The following is a 16,272-nucleotide window of genomic DNA, read 5'->3' on the forward strand; positions in this document are numbered from 1 at the left end:
CCCGGGCCCGCTCCGGGCCGTCCGCCCGGCGGGCCGTACGGGAAGATTGCGCGTCGTTCCGGCCGTTCATCCGAGTGGGAGCCGTTAATTGGGTTGCGGCGGATGATCCGGTTCTGGCGTCATTGACCTTGTTCGCAATGGAGTTCGCAAGCGACTCGCCGGAGGGAGGCGACGTGGGGATGACGTACAGAGAGGTGCCCGGAGGCCGTGCGCCGATCCGCATGTGGGCCGACCCCGACGAGGTCGAGACGAACGTCATGCAGCAGCTGCGCAACGTGGCGAACCTGCCGTGGGTGCAGGGGGTCGCGGTGATGCCGGACGTGCACCACGGCAAGGGGGCCACCGTGGGTTCGGTCATCGCCATGCGGGACGCGGTCTCGCCGGCGGCGGTGGGCGTCGACATCGGGTGCGGGATGACCGCGGTGAAGACCTCCTACACGGCGAGTGGCCTGCCCGACAACCTGGCCTACCTGCGCTCGAAGCTGGAGCAGGCGGTGCCCGTGGGGTTCGGGCACCACAAGCGTCCGGTCGACCCGACGAAGCTGCACGGCTTCAAGACCGCCGACTGGGCGGACTTCTGGAAGGACTTCGACCGCCTCGCCCCGTCCGTGCGGGGCAAGCGGGAGCGCGCCGAGGTCCAGATGGGAACCCTCGGGGGAGGGAACCACTTCCTGGAGGTCTGCGCCGACGACGAGGGCGCGGTCTGGATCGTGCTGCACTCCGGGTCGCGCAACATCGGCAAGGAACTGGCCGAGCACCACATCGGCGAGGCGCGGAGCCTGCCGCACAACCAGGACCTGCCGGACCGGGACCTCGCGGTGTTCGTCGGGGGCACGCCGCAGATGGACGCCTACCGGCGGGACCTGTTCTGGGCGCAGGACTACGCGCGCCGCAACCGGGCGGTCATGATGGCCCTGGCCTGCGACGTGCTCCGGCGCCACCTTCCGAACATCACCTTCGAACAGCCGATCTCCTGCCACCACAACTACGTGGCGGAGGAGCGGTACGACGGCGTGGATGTGCTCGTCACCCGCAAGGGCGCGATCCGCGCGGGATCCGGCGAGTTCGGCATCATCCCCGGCTCGATGGCGACCGGCACCTACATCGTGAAGGGCCTGGGGAACGCCTCGGCGTTCAACTCGGCCTCGCACGGTGCCGGTCGCCGGATGAGCCGGAACAAGGCCAAGCGGACGTTCACGCTGGCGGACTTCAAGGCCCAGACCGAGGGCGTGGAGTGCCGCAAGGACACCGGGGTGATCGACGAGATCCCGGCCGCCTACAAGGACATCGAGTCGGTCATGGCCGCCCAGTCCGACCTGGTGGAGGTCGTCGCCCACCTGCGCCAGTTGATCTGCATCAAGGGCTGACCCGGTCCGGGAGCCCGCACCGCGCGACGGTGGGACCCTCGCCGGCCTGCGGTGCGGGCTCTCGAGGGGTCCCCTCACCTCGAGTGCGCGTGGGTGATGGCCGGTACCGGAGCGGCACCGTCACCGGAGTCGGGCATGCCGGAGAGCCGGTGTGTCGTATGCGGCGGCGGACCACGCGGCGTTCCGCACCATCGCGCCGTGATCACCGTCACGTCGTGATCCGCGATACTGGCAGGTGTCGTCCCCCGGCGAAAGACCCTTATGACTTCGAGCACGTCCCCCACGCCCGTCCGCTCCCTGCGCCCGATCCGTCCGTTCGCGATGGTCGCCGTCGTGTTGATCGCCGCGGTCACCGTCGCGTCCGCCGTCGGCTCGATCCTCCACCTCGGCGGCTGGTCGTGGCCGGAGACCGACGGGCGGGACGCTCTGAACTCGGCCGCGCGCCTCCTGCTCCTGTACGCGGCCGTTCACCTCCTGGCGGGGATCGCCTTCGTGTGCTGGCTGTTCCGTGCCCGGTCCAACGCGTACGCGATCTCTCCCGGAGTGGCGCACTCGTACGCCGCGCCGTTCCTGGTGCTCGGATGGTTCGTCCCCATCGTCAACCTGTTCGTCCCGAAGGGGATCGTCGACGACGTCTGGGCCACCTCGCGGCCCGGTGGCCTCCGCCCGGGGACGAACCTCCTCCAGGTGCGCCGTCCGGGCCTGGTCTGGGCATGGTGGCTGACCTGGATCGGGGCGGGGTGCGCCGACACGCTCGCCGCGGTTCTGACGGCCTTGGGCACGGAGATGGACGCGGAGGAAGAGGAGAGGGCGGCCGAGGTGGCGTCAGGGCTGGGAGCCGCGGCCGCGGTGGCGGGCGTCCTGCTCGCGATCGCCGCGGGCCTGCTCGCCATCCGGATCGTCCTGGTGATCACCCGGCTCCAGGAGGCCGTCCGCGCCGCCGGTGGTCCCGCGCCCTCCCGGCACCGGACGTCGTACCTCGGGCTCGTCTCCCTCGTCGTGCGCGACTACGACGAGGCCGTCGGGTTCTACACCGGCGTCCTCGGGTTCGAGTTGCTGGAGGACACGGAACCGGAGGACGGAAGGCGCCGGGTGGTCGTCCGTCCTCCCGGCGCCGAGGAGGCGGCGCTGCTGCTCGAGCGCGCCGCCACCCCCGAGCAGGAGGCCCGTGTCGGGGACCGGACCGGCGGCGGGCCCGGCCTGTTCCTGTACACCGACGACTTCCCCCGCGACTACGAGCGGATGAGATCGGCGGGCGTCGTCTTCGAGGAGACCCCGAGGCGGGAGCCGTACGGTGCGGTAGCGGTCTTCCACGACCTGTACGGCAACCGCTGGGGCCTGCTCCAGCCCTCCTCGGCGGAGGGCGTCTGAACGGAGCCGTGCCTCGTTCCGTCCGCGCCGCCGCTCCTCGCGGCCCGGCAGGGGAGCGCGCAGTACGGCGAAGCCCGCGAAGGGCGACGTTCCCGGGAGTGCAGAGGGAAGTCCGAGAGCACTGCTCTTGGAATCAATGATCTCATGTGAGATCATCGCTCTCGAAATGGAGCGTAGATTCATCCTCTCTCTGGAGCCCTCCGTGAACCGTGCCCGGCTGACCGCCCTGTCCCTCGCCGCCGGCGGCGTCCTGTTCCTCCTCTACCAGGCCGTCAGGCCCTACGCCGACGAGACCGCCCTGGAGGGGGCGGCGGCGATGGCCTCTCCCGCCTGGGTCGCCGCCCACCTGTCCGCCGTCGCCGGGTTCGTCCTCATCGCATCAGGCCTGCTCGGCCTGCACCTCGCGCCCGGCGTGCGCCTCGGCCTCCCTCCAGTCGTGACGTTCTGGATCGGCACCGGCCTGGTCCTGCCCTACTACGGCGCCGAGACGTTCGGCCTCCAGGTGATCGGTGCGCGTGCCGTACACGATCGGGACGCCACCCTGCTGGAGCTGGTCGACCAGTTCCGCTTCGCGCCCGTGCCCGCGGCGATGTTCCTGGCCGGTCTCGTGCTGCTCGCGGCGGGCGCCGTCGCGGTCGCGGTCCGCGTCCGGCGCTCCGGTGCCGGACGGCGGTGGAGCGGTGTCCCGCTGGCGGCCGGGTTCGTCCTGTTCGTTCCGCAGTTCTACGGCACCCCCGCGATGCGCGTCGCCCACGGCGCGCTGCTGGCCGCAGGCGGGCTCTGGCTGGCGTACGACCTGTGGCGGGCGGGCGACGGGACCGCACCCGCCCGCCGGGCAGGAGCATGACGACCTCGCTGCCGGGGATCCGTTCGTAGAACCCGGACGGGCCTGCCGGGGCGCGGAAACCGGCTGGCGGCCCGCCGCGGGGATCTGGAAGGGTGCACGGCATGGCTGAGGCGAGGGACGCGCGCGACGTGGCGGCGCTGGCGGCGGCGGTGGAGCGGGGCGAACAGGTCAGGTACCTGATGTTCTGGGGGCACCGGCCGCCGCGCTCCGGCGGGGTCGGGGCCGGGTGCCTGTCGCAGTGGTGGCCGGCGGACTTCACCGTGGACGGGGTGGTCTACCGCACCGCGGAGCACTTCATGATGGCGGGCAAGGCGCGGCTGTTCGGCGACGGGGAGACCGCGGCGGAGATCGTGGCGGCCGGGCACCCGAAGCAGGCCAAGGACCTGGGGCGCAGGGTGCGCGGCTTCGACGAGCGGGCATGGGAGGCGGCCCGCTTCGACCTGGTCGTCCGCGGCAACCTGGCCAAGTTCGACCAGCACCCGGAGCTTGCGGAGTTCCTGCTGGGGACGGGGGAGCGGGTGCTGGTCGAGGCGAGCCCGCTGGACCGGGTCTGGGGGATCGGGCTCGCGGCCGACGACGAGCGGGCCGGGCTGCCCGGGTCGTGGCGGGGGCTGAACCTGCTCGGGTTCGCCCTGATGGAGGTACGGCAGGCACTGCGGGAGCGGTGACGGCCGGTCGCGGTCGCGCCCGCGGGCGGTGACGGACCCGGCGGGGCGGACCGCCACCCGCGCGGGGCGGCGCCGGGGTGCGAGGCCAAGACGCTCCACTGCCCGCCGACCGCCGCACGCGGGGCGGCGCCGGGACGTCCCCGAGAGGGGAATCATCCGTACGGCGCGGCTGTTGTCAGGCGATGGAGCCCGTTTTTGGGCGGAGGAGGGGGCGGCCTTAGGCTGGCCCCCTGCTCGAATGACGACGGATGAGGGGTGACGCCCGTGTTGCGCGACTCGTTCGGCCGAGTGGCGACCGATCTTCGGGTGTCCCTGACGGACCGCTGCAACCTGCGCTGCTCGTACTGTATGCCGCCCGAGGGCCTGGACTGGCTTCCCAAGCCCGAGCTGCTGACCGCCGAGGAGATCGTCCGGCTGGTCGCCATCGGGGTGGAGCGGCTCGGCATCACCGAGGTCCGCTACACCGGCGGCGAGCCGCTGCTCCGCCGCGAGCTGGTCGACATCGTGGCCCGCACCACCGCGCTCGCCCCCCGGCCGCAGGTCTCGCTGACCACCAACGGCATCGGGCTGGCCCGGCTGGCCGGGCCGCTCGCCGCGGCCGGCCTCGACCGGGTCAACGTCTCCCTGGACACCCTGGACCGCGAGACGTTCGTCAAGCTCGCCCACCGCGACCGGCTGGCCGACGTGCTGGCGGGCCTGGCCGCGGCCGAGGCCGCCGGACTGCGCCCGGTGAAGATCAACGCGGTGCTGATGCGCGGCGTCAACGACCACGAGGCGGTCCCGCTCCTGCGCTACTGCCTCGACAAGGGCTACGAGCTCCGCTTCATCGAGCAGATGCCGCTGGACGCCCAGCACGGCTGGCGCCGGGAGAACATGATCACGGCCGACGAGATCCTCGCTACGCTGCAGGCCTCCTTCGACCTGACCGACGCCGACCCGGCGGAGCGGGGCAGCGCCCCCGCCGAGCTGTTCCTCGTCGGCGGCGGGCCGGCGAGGGTGGGCGTGATCGGTTCGGTCACCCGCCCGTTCTGCGGCGCCTGCGACCGGGTACGGCTCACCGCCGACGGCCAGATCCGCAACTGCCTGTTCGCGACGGACGAGTCCGATCTGCGGGCGGCGATGCGCTCCGGGGTCTCCGACGACGAACTGGCCGAGCGCTGGCTGGCGGCGGTCCGGATCAAGAAGGCCGGGCACGGCATCGACGACCCCGCCTTCCTGCAGCCGTCCCGCCCGATGTCGGCCATCGGCGGTTAGCGCGGCAACGACGGGTCGTGATCTGAGGCCGTGCGGTGGACGATCCGGTCATGCAGGCGGGGACGGCGGCCGGGTGGTCACCAGGCGGCGTACGGCTCACCCTCGCCCGGGGGCTCACCGCCCTCGATCCGCACCGTCCCGGTGGAGCCGTCGGTGAGGTCGACCCGGTAGCCCTGCCACCGGTGCAGGTGGAGCAGTGGGCTTGGTCCGGTCTGACGGGCATCCGAGGTCAGGGGCTGGTCCCGGGCGGGATGTCCGCCGAACCGGATCGGGCCCACCGACGCAAGATGCCCCACCCGCGGTTCCATGAGGCCCGGAGACGGCGCTGCCGAAGACGGCGTCGCCGGCCGACATGCGGTGGAGAAAGGTATGTCGCCGGACCACACTGCCGGCCGGAGCCCTCCTTGGCAGGATTCATGCATGGAACTCACTGTTCGTGGTCTGCGGCACAACCTCCTGGTCCGCGGACCCGTCGACGGCCCGCCCGTGCTGCTGATCCACGGCAACTGCTCCTCCGCGGCGTTCTGGGAGCCGCTGGTGCGGCTGCTGCCCGAGCACTGGCGGATCGTCGCGCCCGACCTGCGCGGTTACGGAAGCACCGACGCCGCTCCGGTCGACGCCACCCGCGGGCTGCGTGACTTCGCCGACGACCTGGCCGCGCTCCTGGACGAGCAGGAGGTCTTCCCGGCCGGCACCCGTCCGGTCGTGGTGGCTCACTCCATGGGCGGCGGCGTGGCGATGCAGCTTCTGATCGACGCTCCCGAGCGGGTCGCCGCGCTGCTGCTCGAGGCGCCGCTGTCGCCGTACGGCTTCGGCCGGGGCGGGGCGGGCGCGGCCAACCCCGACTTCGTGGCCCGCCTGGAGGCCGGTGACCGCGGCGACGATTCGCCCGCCGGCCCCCGGACGATCCTGCGCACGTACTACGTGGCCGATCCGGCGAGCCTGGGCGCGGACGAGGAACTGCTGCTCGACACGGTCCTGTCCACCGCGACCGGCGAGGGCAACTACCCGGGCGACGCGGTCGCCTGCGACGACTGGCCGGGCATGGGAGCCGGCCGGCGCGGCGTGCTCAACGCCATGGCGCCGCAGTGGTTCGACGTCGCCGACGACCTGGTCGCGGTTCCCGGCAAGCCGCACGTGACCTGGGTGCGGGGTGCCGCCGACCAGATCGTCTCGGACACGTCCCTGTTCGACCTGGCCTACCTCGGCAAGCTCGGCGCGGTTCCCGGCTGGCCGGGTGAGGAGCTCTGCCCGCCCCAGCCGATGGTCACCGAGACCAGGGCGGTCCTCGACCGCTACACCGAGGCCGGGGGATCCTACGAGGAGATCGTCTACGAAGGGGTGGGGCACAGCCCGCACATCGAGCGCACCGCCGACTTCGCCGCGATCGTGACCCGCGTCGTGGCGGATACGGCGGCGGGCAAAGTGACGCCGGGCAAAGTGACGCCGGGCAAAGTGACGCCGGGCAAAGTGACGGCGGGCAGGGCGACGGGCACCGCGGCCGACGCGCCGGGCCGGTGAGCGGGCCGGCCTACCGCCGGGAGCGGATACCCGTCCGGGGCGGCGCGTTGCGGGCGGGGGTGTGGGGCGAGCGGGGGCCGCTGGTCGTCGCAGCCCACGGCATCACCTCCTCCCACCTGGCGTGGACGCTGCTCGGCCCGGACCTGGGGCGCGACCACCGCTTCGTCGCGGTGGACCTGCGCGGCCGGGGCGGCAGCCGGGACCTGCCGGAGCCGTACGGCATGGCCGCGCACGCCGACGACCTCGCCGCCGTGATCGAGCACTACGGCGGCGGGCCGGCCCTGCTGGCCGGGCACTCGATGGGCGGGTTCGTCGTGGCCGAGACCGCCCGCCGCCACCGGGACCTGGTGGGCCGGCTCGTCCTGGTGGACGGGGGAGCGCCGCTCCCCCTGCCCGTGGGCGCGGGCACCGTACGGGAGGCGATCGAACGTACGGTGGGACCGATCGTGGCGCGGCTGGAGCGGACGTTCGCGACCCGGGAGGAGGGCCGGGACCTGTGGCGGGCGCATCCGGCCTTCGCCGAGTGGACCGGGGCGTGCGCCGCCTACGCCGACTACGACCTGGTGGACCTGGGCGACCGGTTCGAGGCCGCGTGCCGGATGGAGGCCGCGCTCGCCGACGCGCCCGAGGTGTACGCCCTGCCCGGCGCGGTCCCCGAGCCGCTGCCGGTGCCCGCCGTGTTCCTTCGGGCGGCCCGCGGCATGCTGGACGAGCCGGACCTGCCGCTGTACTCACCCGGCCGGGCCACCGAGTGGCTGCCCGGCGTCGCGGAATCCACCGTGGAGGGCGTCAACCACTACACGATCACCCTGTCCCCCCGGGGCAGCGCGGCGGTCGCCACCGCCGTACGCGCTCTCGCGCACCGACCCGCGGGATTCCGTACGGCCGGCAGGGTCTCTTCAGCGGCGCCGGTGATGAAGAAGACGTAGACGTCCCCGAACTCCTCGCCGTCGTCGAGCTCCTCGGCCCGGCCCTGCTCCCGCAGGTGTCCGAGCAGCGCTGTCTCGTCCCTGCAGCGCACGAGACGGACCGGCGGGCGCCCCCTGAAGCGGTGCCGCCCGGAACGACGGCCGGCACCGGCATCTGACGAATCTACAAGGTGACGCCATCGTCCGTGATCACTCCTGGCGGCGCCGACGGAAGGTCCATGGAGATCACGTGGAACGGAGCAGCCGGCTCAGCGCGGGTGAGCTGGGAGTTGACCACGAGCAGTCGTCGTTGCGCGAGCGCGATCGTCGTCGGGGTGTCGAACCGGGGATCGTCCCACCTGCCCACCGGAACGGCCTTCCGGGCGTCGGCGTCCAATGCCACGACCGCGAGGGAGAAGACGATCCTGCTCTCGCGGGTCTCGTTGACCAGGCCGAAAAGCAGGCGATCACCAAGCAGTAGAAGCCCATCCGCGCAAAAGCCGTAGCCATCCGGTAACCGCACCTGCTCGACCGCACCGGAGGCCGTCTCCACTCGCCACAACGTTCCTGTGCCCTGCGCGGCGACCAGCAGCGCGGTTCCGTCGGCTGTGGCGGTGATCCCGTTGAGGAAGGCGTCGGCTCCGGCACCGGACAGATCAGCGAAGATCTCCGGTTCGCCGATGGCCTGCGGCGTGGTGCCCAAGGGGAGTCGCCAGAGCACGGGGCGGAGCGAGTCGGTGACGAAGGCGGCCTCGCCCACGGTCCACACGTCGTTCAGGAGGGTGCTCGTCGCGGGGACGGTGCGCCGGGCGAGCAGGGCGGAGTCGGCCAGGTCGTAGACGAACAGATGACCTGTCGCACCGCCGCAGGCGACCAGCCATTGATTCCGGTGTACGGCCAGGCCCAGAACGCAGGTGCGGGCGTCTTTCCCAGGAGGCTGCCACACCTGGGCCAGTTCGTCGTCGAGACGGCCGCGGAAGATCGTGCCGTCGGTGGTGCTCCCGGCGTAGAAACCGTGGCCGGAGCTGTATGCGATGCCTTCCGGCATGACTTTCTCACCGGGCAGTGTGTACGCGGGAATGATCGCCACGGAAGCCATCCTAGGCACGCCGCTTTCAGGGACGCCGCGACCGGGGCTCGCTGATTCGTCCTGCCCGTACCAGAAAGATGAGCCCTGGGGGCGTCCCGCAAGCGCTCAGCGCGGAAGACGGCCGGACGGGACCGCTCATTCCGCTGTGTCCGCCTGTACGGCGGCATCGCACTAAGATCGCGTCCCGTGCTTTCGGATGGTTTCTGGCGGGTCATCAGGATCGGATCGGTAGGCCTGGTCCTTGCGGCGGCGGTCGCGGGCCTGGTGCTCGGCGACGCCTGGCTCTGGGCGGCCGTCGAATGGTCGCCGCCGGCCTACGCGGGGTTCTACGCACGCGACGGGTTCGACATCCCGACGACCGTGGCGCTGCTCGTGGCCGCCCTGGTGAAGGCCGCGTTCCTGTGGCTGATCCTGCGCACCCCCGCGCCGGGACCGCTGGACCGCCGGGCCAGGGCGCTGCGCCGGCTGCTGTATCTGGCGGCGGCGTACACCCTCGTGCTGTGGTACCCGATCGCGCTGCTCCCCGACGCGGTCGACGCGGCGATCTGGCTCGCGCTGTGGACCGCGATCGACGTCCTGTACCTGCTCGTCATCCGCTGGCGGTCCCGCGTGCTGCGCACGGCGGCCGGAGCGGTGTTCGCGGTCGAACTGGCCGGGATGTCCAACGAACTGCTCGACGAACTCGACCTCCCCGAGCTCGGTCCGGGCGGCGTCGTCGGACCGGTCCTGATGCTGGCCGGAGTGGCGGCGACCGTCCTCACGGTCGTCGGGCAGCGGCGCGACGGCCGGTGGAGCCGCGGCACGCAGATCGCCGGGTGGTCGTCGGTGGGCGTCTACGCGCTGGCGATCCCGCTCAACCTTCTCTTCGGAAGGATCCCCAGCGGCGGTCTGGCGATATCGGTCGTGATGGACGCGGTAGGGCTCGTCAGCACCGTGTGGATCGCGGCGACCGCCCGCGAACTGCCTGCCGAGGGGCACCGGGCGGACCCTCCGCCCGCGCGGCGGCGCGCGATCCGCGTCGCGGTGGCGACCGCGGCCGTGCTGCCGGTCATCGCACTGATCCACCCGGAGCAGACCCCGCACCTCACCTACACCGGCTGGTCGATGGGCTGCTATGACCGGCCCGATTTCGGCGACCTGAAACCCGCCGAACGCGACGCCGCGTTCCTGTGCCGGGCGCGGGGCACGGACGGCGGAGTCCCGCCGATGTTCCCCGACAGCCTGTCGGACCAGCAGATCCTCGCGTACGGGCGGATGCTGTGCCGGGCGAAGGACCGCGCCGAGCAGGAGACGCTCCTGAAACGGGCGGGGAGCGCGCGGTCAGGCTGGAGCGTGGACCCGTGGGACCTCGTCTACGTCTGTCCGGAGGTCGTCGGCGCGACCCATCCCGAGCTGCTGCGGTCGGCCGAGGAACGGGAGGCGGCGAACACCGCCTACATCACCGAGGCGAACGCGAGGTGCCGCGACCCGTGGCCCCGGACGAAAGGCGTCGCCCAGGCCACGGCCAACTACTTCCTGTTCGCCGACGGCGACCACGGCTATCTGGTCCACGACCCTCGGGACGAAGCGGTCGAGGAGGCGGCGGAGCGGGCGATCGGCGAGCTCTACGACGACAGCGCCCTCATCGGGGCGGCCGGCAGCGCGGTGCTCGTCGGACACGTCGAGGACGTCACCGATCTGTGCCTCACCGTGAAGGCCTTCCGCACCGCGCCGCCGCCGCGGACGGCCGGGTGGGACCAGGTCACCGAGGTGCCGGTCGTCAGCCGCAGCGGCCTGCTCACCGTGCCGGAGATGGACGGCGGAGACGTGGGCGCGGGCGCCCCGATGCCGAACCTGGCGATCGCGGGCAAGGGCCGCTACCGGATCCGGGTCTACGTGCGGGTCGGCGACGCGGGGGAGGAGCACCTGGTCGTCGTGTTCCCAGGCGAGTCGAGGAGAAGGCTCAAGCTGAAACGGTGAGCGGCGGCGGGGCGCATGCCCTCCTCCGTCGCCCTGTTACGGGCGGCCAGGGATAGCCACCGGCATAGGGTGACGTCCGGTTCCCCGCGCCGATCCGGCCGGAGCCGAAGGCTCACCCGGTGAAGCCGGGTCCGCCGCGCACACGCCGCACGAGGTCCCTGGCGGCCTCCGGCCACTGGGCACAGCCGAAGGAGAAACCCGCTTCGAGCAGGCGGCCGGGGACGACTCGGCGGCTTTTCAACAGGAGTTCGGTGTCGGAGCGCAGCGCGAACGCGCCGAGTTCGGCCATCCACTTCGTCGCCGGCAGGCCCACCGGGACACCCCACGCGGCGCGCAGCACGTGCATGAACATGCGCTGCGGTAGAGGAACGGGAGCGGCGAGGTTCACCGGCCCGGCGAGGTCGTCCCGGTCGATCAGGAACTCAACGGCGCGGACGAAATCGCGGTCGTGGATCCAGGAAACGTATTGCGCACCGCCCGCGACCGGGCCGCCGAGGCCGAGCCGCGCCAGCCGCAGCAAGACGTCGAAGACGCCGCCGCGATCGGGACTCATCACCATGGCGGAGCGCATGGCGACCTTGCGCGTGTGCGGGGTTTCGGCTCGCTCCTGCGCCTGCTCCCACGCTTTTGCGATCTCGACGCTGTAGGCCCAGTAGCCCGGGACGCCGGGTTCGGTGCCGCCGAGCACACCGGTCGCCTCGTCGTTGGGCGCGTCGAAGCGGTGAGAGTAGACGGTGGCGGTGCTCATCTGCAACCAGACCCGGGGAGGCCGCGCGGCGGCTGCGATCGCCTCACCCACGATCCGGGTGGAGCGCACCCGCGAATCCATCATGGCCTGCAGATTGGCCGGAGTGTAGCGACAGCTGACGCTGCGTCCGGCCAGGTTGATCACGATGTCGCTGCCGTCGATCTCCTCCGCCCACGGACCCAGGGTCTCGCCGTCCCAGCGGACTTCACGACCGCGTACCGGCCCTCTGGTCAGGACCACGACTTCATGGCCTGCGGCGGTCAGTGCGTGATTCAGGATCGTGCCTACCTGCCCGGTTCCCCCGGGTATCACTATCTTCATCGGGCTTCCCCCAGGTGTCTGAGAAGAGCCTAGCGCAGAGAGTTGAACGCGTTCAAAAAGGGGTCGGTGCTGGAAGCGGGCGCGTCCGGCTTCGCGCCGACCTCATCCATGGCCGCCCGCCGGCTGACTCGGGAGCAGGCCTGGGCCGCGGGGGCACTCGAGCCGCAGGCGGCCGCTGAGCCCACCTCGCACCCGGCCCCTCCAGCCGGCCGCGCACAGCGCGCAGTACCGTGTCCGGCAGCCTCCCCAGACCACGTGTCGCGGCCGGACCGGAGTGCGGCCGGGTCCGTGACGCCAGATGAGAACGGTGATCGTCGTGAACCTTGATGTGATCATGTGGCCGGACTCGCCATGGCCGGCGATGCGGCAGGAATGGCTCAGAGCGGAGGAGTTCGGCCTCGGCCGGGGCTGGTTGTACGACCACCTGAATCTGAACGGCCGCCCGGTATGGCATGAGGCCTACACCACGCTCGCCGCCGTCGCGGCGGCCACCTCGCGCATCGGCGTGGGCACCATGGTGACCGCCCCGAACTTCCGTCATCCCGTCACCTCCGCCAAGACCGCGCTGAGCCTCCACGCCCTCTGCGAGGGCCGGTTCGTGATGGGCATCGGCGCCGGAGGGCCAGGAGGAGACTCCGACGCCCTGGGGGGCGGTCCGCTCAGCCGCGCCGACCGCACGGCGAGGTTCGCCGAATGGGTCCAGCTCGTCGACCTGCTGCTGACCCGGGCCGACACCGACTTCAGCGGCCGTTACTTCACCGCTCGCCAGGTCGCCCTCGGCGGCGGCGAGCCCCGCACGCCGCCGCTGGCGATCGCCGCCACCGCCGAACGCGGCATGGAACTGGCCGTGCGCTTCGCCGATTTGTGGATCACCCAGGACGTCGGCCAGAATCCGGCCGTCTACGCCGGCACGCCCCATGCCGAGGTGCGGCGGCAGATCACCCTGCTGGACGAGATCTGCGCGGAGCAGGGACGTGACCCCGGCACGCTGCCCCGTCTGGCGGTGCTGGGATACGGCGGTGAGCGCCCGCTGGACTCGATCGAGGCGTTCCGCGACTGCCTGGGTCGATACGCGCAACTCGGCGTCACGACGCTGGCGGTCCTGTGGCCCCGCGGGGACCGGTCCCGTGCCCGGCTGGCGGTGTTGGAACAGGCCGCCGCCGAGTGCACCCGGTCGTGAACGGGCACTGAGCGCACGTCCTCACCCGGCCGAGGTGCTCCAGACGCGATCGGGAAAACCGGTGGTCCCGGGCTGAAGACGACCGGATTCCCGATGGCGGCGATGTGCCGTCCCGCCCGGGATCGTCGCGGGCGCCCGTCCACGGCTCAGCCGATCCAGGCGGAGCGAGCCGTCCATCGGCTCATGTACCGGCCTCGGGTGCCGATGGACAGACGCAGTCTCACGGGCTGCCTAGCTCTCGCGGCCACCGGTCGCTCTGGAAAGGATCTGATCGTGACCGAGTCATCTGCCGGTATCGCGCGTCCTGCGGTGACCGTGCGCCGCAGCCGGGTGCTCGGCTGGTTCGCCGACCGCCGCATCAGTACCAAGATCCTCATCGTCGTGCTGCTCATGGCCGGGATGGGCGCAGGCGTCGGCACGGTGGCGCTCACCCGCATGAGCGGGCTGAACGACGACCTGAACACCGTCAAGGACGGCAACGTCGAGCGTCTCGTCCATCTCGGCAACATGCGCGGCCACATGACGGACATGATGGACGCCACCCTGGGCTACAGCACCATCCCCGATCCGCAGATCAAGGCCGGTGCCAAGAAGAACATCCAGGACTACACCGCGGCGGTGACCCGCGAGTTCGAGGCCTACCGGGCCGCCGCGGTACCGGATCCCGCCTGGGAGAAGGCCGTGGCGGACTTCGACGAGGCATGGAAGCGGTATCGGTCTCTGCGGGATGCCTCCATGACCGAGTCGAACACGGCGATGGCGGCCGCCGCCCCCGCCGACCTCGAGAAGATGCTCGCCGAGTTCGGCGAGGTGACCACCGCGTTCAAGGAGACGCTCAAGCGGCTGGTCGACTACGAGCAGACGGCCACCGAGACGGTCACCGCCGCGGCGTCCGGCCGATACGACAGCGCCCGTACCCTGATCTTCGTGCTGCTCGGCGCGGGCCTGCTGTTCGCCGTTGTGCTGGCGCGGGTCTTCTCCCGCCAGATGGCGCGGTCGGTGGACGCGCTCTCCCGGGCATTGGAGGCCTCGGCCCGGGGTGACCTGACGCAGAGTGCCGAGGTGACCTCCCGAGACGAGATCGGTGAGATGGCGGCAGCGGTCAACCGGGCCAACGCCTCCACCCGGCAGGCCATCGCGGAACTGGCGAGCAGCGCCGACAGGCTGGCGGCCAGCTCCGGTGAGCTGTCGGGCGTCAGCGACCGGATCGCCGCCTCGGCCGACGAGGCCTCCACCCAGGCCCACAACGTCGCCTCGGCCGCGGGCGAGGTCTCGCAGAGCGTGCAGACCGTGGCCGCGGGCTCGGAGGAGATGGGCGCCTCCATCCGGGAGATCGCGCACAACGCCAACGAGGGCGCCACCGTCGCCTCCCAGGCGGTGACCATGGCCACCTCCACCAACGAGACCGTCGCCAAGCTCGGCGCCTCGTCGGCGGAGATCGGCTCGGTCATCAAGACCATCACGAGCATCGCGGAGCAGACGAACCTGCTGGCGCTGAACGCCACGATCGAGGCGGCGCGCGCGGGGGACGCGGGCAAGGGCTTCGCGGTGGTGGCCGGTGAGGTCAAGGACCTGGCGCAGGAGACGGCCAAGGCGACCGAGGACATCTCCAAGCGGGTCGAGGCGATCCAGGCCGACACGGAGAGCGCGGTGGCGGCCATCGCGGAGATCTCCACGATCATCGGGAAGATCAACGACTACCAGCTGACCATCGCCGGCGCGGTGGAGGAGCAGAGCGCGACCACCAACGAGATGAACCGCAGCGTGGCCGAGGCCGCCCAGGGCAGCGCGGACATCGCGGCCAACATCTCGGTGCTGGCCGACGCCGCCCACGTGACCGCGGAGGGGGTGGGCGAGAGCCGGCGCGCCGCGGCCGACCTGGCCGAGCTGTCGACCCGGCTGCACCAGCTGGTCTCCGGCTTCCGCTACTGAGGGACCGTGTGATCACCGGCTCAGGAGCCGACCCTGGTGAAGCGACCGTCGTGACGCCCCCGATCGGACAGGCGGCGTCACGACGGTCGCTTCGACCGGGCAGCCCTGCGGAGTCGGCCGATCAGGCGGGTGGGTCACGCCCCCGGGCTGGCCGCTGGAGACGGCGTCCGGATCCGGGCACCACGCCGACGTGAGCTAGCCTCATTTCCATGAGCGGTTACGACGCGCTGATCCTCGCCGGAGGACGGGCCTCCCGGCTCGGCGGGCGGGACAAACCCGGCCTGGAGGTGGGCGGTGTGCCGCTCATCGAGCGCGTGGCCGCCGCCGTGCCCGGCGCGGGCCGCCTCGTCGTGGTGGGGCCCGCCCGGCCGGGACTCGGCCGGGCGGTCTTCCGTACCGAGGACCCGCCGGGCGGCGGACCGGTCCCGGCGCTGCGGGCCGGGCTGGCGGAGGTGACCGCCCCCCGCACGGTCCTGCTCGCCGCCGACCTGCCGTTCCTGCGCGCCCGGCACGTCGAGGCGCTCCTCGACGCAGTGGGCGGCGGAGAGGAGGGGTACGAGAAGGGCACGCCGGGCGCGGGCGCCCTGCTCGTCGACGACGACGGCCGTGAGCAGTGGCTGGTGGGGGCCTGGCGTACGGCGGTGCTCGCCGGGGCGCTCTCCGCCTACGGGGGACGGTCCCTCCGGGGGCTGCTGGCCCCGCTGGACCCGGTCAGGCTCCACCTGCCCGGGGAACCGTGGTTCGATTGCGACACGCTGGACGATCTGACGCATGTGAGGAGCAGGACGTGAACGTGCTGGAGGAGTGGACCGCCCTGGTCTGCAGGGAACTCGGCGTCGACCCCGCGCAGGTGGACCGGGACGCGCTGCTCGACCTCACCAAGGACGTGGCCCACGGCGTGGCCCGCCCGGCCGCACCGCTGACGGCCTACGTGCTGGGCCTGGCCCAGGGAGCGGGAACGGCGCCGGCCGACGCGGTGGAGCGGGTGACGGAACTGGCCCGCAACTGGGAGCGGGCGACCACGGAGACGCTGGGCGACGCGTAGGGAACCCGGCGCGACGCAAGGGATCCGGGAAAAGGGCGACGCCGGGTGGTTACGGGGGCAA

15 protein-coding genes are annotated in these 16,272 nt (G+C 72.1%); 12 read left to right on the forward strand and 3 right to left on the reverse strand.

All coding sequences use genetic code 11. The annotated features are described in order from the left end of the window. Positions 1-179: 179 nt before the first annotated feature. From IEZ07_RS13545 to moaA, 5 genes are all read left to right on the forward strand, one after another. On the forward strand, positions 180-1,367 hold the full coding sequence (locus tag IEZ07_RS13545; protein ID WP_191895070.1) for an RtcB family protein: 1,188 nt from the start codon (positions 180-182) through the stop codon (positions 1,365-1,367). A 261-nt stretch (positions 1,368-1,628) separates the two neighbouring features. Continuing rightward, on the forward strand, positions 1,629-2,738 hold the full coding sequence (locus IEZ07_RS13550) for a DUF4328 domain-containing protein (protein WP_191895071.1): 1,110 nt from the start codon (positions 1,629-1,631) through the stop codon (positions 2,736-2,738). A gap of 202 nt (positions 2,739-2,940) precedes the next feature. Then, positions 2,941-3,585 carry a hypothetical protein gene (locus IEZ07_RS13555; RefSeq protein WP_191895072.1) on the forward strand — a complete coding sequence of 215 codons (645 nt, stop codon included), beginning with the start codon at positions 2,941-2,943 and terminating at the stop codon, positions 3,583-3,585. Between the two features lie 101 nt (positions 3,586-3,686). Next, a complete protein-coding gene (gene ybiA / locus IEZ07_RS13560) occupies positions 3,687-4,253 on the forward strand; it encodes a riboflavin biosynthesis intermediates N-glycosidase (protein WP_191895073.1) in 567 nt (188 codons plus the stop codon). Between the two features lie 264 nt (positions 4,254-4,517). Beyond that, positions 4,518-5,507 carry a GTP 3',8-cyclase MoaA gene (gene moaA, locus IEZ07_RS13565; RefSeq protein ID WP_191895174.1) on the forward strand — a complete coding sequence of 330 codons (990 nt, stop codon included), beginning with the start codon at positions 4,518-4,520 and terminating at the stop codon, positions 5,505-5,507. Positions 5,508-5,584: 77 nt separating this feature from the next. Here the strand turns inward: moaA and IEZ07_RS13570 are convergent, their stop codons facing one another. Next, complete coding sequence (locus IEZ07_RS13570; RefSeq protein ID WP_191895074.1) at positions 5,585-5,803, reverse strand: hypothetical protein; 219 nt, start codon at positions 5,801-5,803, stop codon at positions 5,585-5,587. 124 nt (positions 5,804-5,927) lie between these two features. Here IEZ07_RS13570 and IEZ07_RS13575 point away from each other — a divergent pair, with 124 nt between their 5' ends. Together IEZ07_RS13575 and IEZ07_RS13580 are read left to right on the forward strand one after the other, a co-directional pair. Further along, on the forward strand, positions 5,928-7,028 hold the full coding sequence (locus IEZ07_RS13575) for an alpha/beta hydrolase (RefSeq protein WP_191895075.1): 1,101 nt from the start codon (positions 5,928-5,930) through the stop codon (positions 7,026-7,028). Continuing rightward, positions 7,025-7,957, forward strand: coding sequence for an alpha/beta hydrolase (locus IEZ07_RS13580; protein ID WP_204054353.1), 933 nt, complete (start codon positions 7,025-7,027; stop codon positions 7,955-7,957). The genes IEZ07_RS13575 and IEZ07_RS13580 overlap by 4 nt, the downstream gene beginning before the upstream one ends. A gap of 163 nt (positions 7,958-8,120) precedes the next feature. Here IEZ07_RS13580 and IEZ07_RS13585 read toward each other — a convergent pair whose 3' ends face one another. Then, positions 8,121-9,026, reverse strand: a complete 906-nt coding sequence (locus IEZ07_RS13585; RefSeq protein ID WP_191895076.1) for an SMP-30/gluconolactonase/LRE family protein — start codon at positions 9,024-9,026, stop codon at positions 8,121-8,123. 186 nt (positions 9,027-9,212) lie between these two features. On the opposite strand from IEZ07_RS13585, the gene IEZ07_RS13590 reads away from it, so the two are divergent. Continuing rightward, entirely contained in the window at positions 9,213-10,985 is a 1,773-nt protein-coding gene (locus IEZ07_RS13590) for a hypothetical protein (protein ID WP_191895077.1), read from the forward strand. A 112-nt stretch (positions 10,986-11,097) separates the two neighbouring features. Here the strand turns inward: IEZ07_RS13590 and IEZ07_RS13595 are convergent, their stop codons facing one another. After that, entirely contained in the window at positions 11,098-12,054 is a 957-nt protein-coding gene (locus tag IEZ07_RS13595) for a TIGR01777 family oxidoreductase (protein ID WP_191895078.1), read from the reverse strand. Positions 12,055-12,370: 316 nt separating this feature from the next. On the opposite strand from IEZ07_RS13595, the gene IEZ07_RS13600 reads away from it, so the two are divergent. The 4 genes from IEZ07_RS13600 (at position 12,371) to IEZ07_RS13615 (ending at position 16,211) form a co-directional block, all read left to right on the forward strand. Beyond that, positions 12,371-13,234, forward strand: coding sequence for an LLM class flavin-dependent oxidoreductase (locus IEZ07_RS13600; RefSeq protein WP_191895079.1), 864 nt, complete (start codon positions 12,371-12,373; stop codon positions 13,232-13,234). Between the two features lie 273 nt (positions 13,235-13,507). Continuing rightward, positions 13,508-15,166 carry a methyl-accepting chemotaxis protein gene (locus tag IEZ07_RS13605; RefSeq protein ID WP_191895080.1) on the forward strand — a complete coding sequence of 553 codons (1,659 nt, stop codon included), beginning with the start codon at positions 13,508-13,510 and terminating at the stop codon, positions 15,164-15,166. A 209-nt stretch (positions 15,167-15,375) separates the two neighbouring features. Then, on the forward strand, positions 15,376-15,957 hold the full coding sequence (gene mobA, locus IEZ07_RS13610; protein WP_191895081.1) for a molybdenum cofactor guanylyltransferase: 582 nt from the start codon (positions 15,376-15,378) through the stop codon (positions 15,955-15,957). Next, positions 15,954-16,211 (forward strand): DUF6457 domain-containing protein, encoded by a 258-nt coding sequence (locus IEZ07_RS13615; protein WP_068899318.1) that lies wholly within the window; start codon positions 15,954-15,956, stop codon positions 16,209-16,211. Before mobA ends, IEZ07_RS13615 begins: the two co-directional genes overlap by 4 nt. Positions 16,212-16,272 lie beyond the last annotated feature (61 nt).

Source organism: Planomonospora parontospora, from assembly GCA_014647935.1.
Classification (GTDB): domain Bacteria; phylum Actinomycetota; class Actinomycetes; order Streptosporangiales; family Streptosporangiaceae; genus Planomonospora; species Planomonospora parontospora.

Excerpts from the sequence above, each read along its gene's own strand:
- mobA (WP_191895081.1), top strand. The coding sequence starts at position 15,376 with ATGAGCGGTTACGACGCGCTGATCCTCGCCGGAGGACGGGCCTCCCGG.
- IEZ07_RS13550 (WP_191895071.1), top strand. The coding sequence starts at position 1,629 with ATGACTTCGAGCACGTCCCCCACGCCCGTCCGCTCCCTGCGCCCGATC.
- IEZ07_RS13595 (WP_191895078.1), bottom strand. The coding sequence starts at position 12,054 with ATGAAGATAGTGATACCCGGGGGAACCGGGCAGGTAGGCACGATCCTG.
- IEZ07_RS13575 (WP_191895075.1), top strand. The coding sequence starts at position 5,928 with ATGGAACTCACTGTTCGTGGTCTGCGGCACAACCTCCTGGTCCGCGGA.
- ybiA (WP_191895073.1), top strand. The coding sequence starts at position 3,687 with ATGGCTGAGGCGAGGGACGCGCGCGACGTGGCGGCGCTGGCGGCGGCG.
- IEZ07_RS13545 (WP_191895070.1), top strand. The coding sequence starts at position 180 with ATGACGTACAGAGAGGTGCCCGGAGGCCGTGCGCCGATCCGCATGTGG.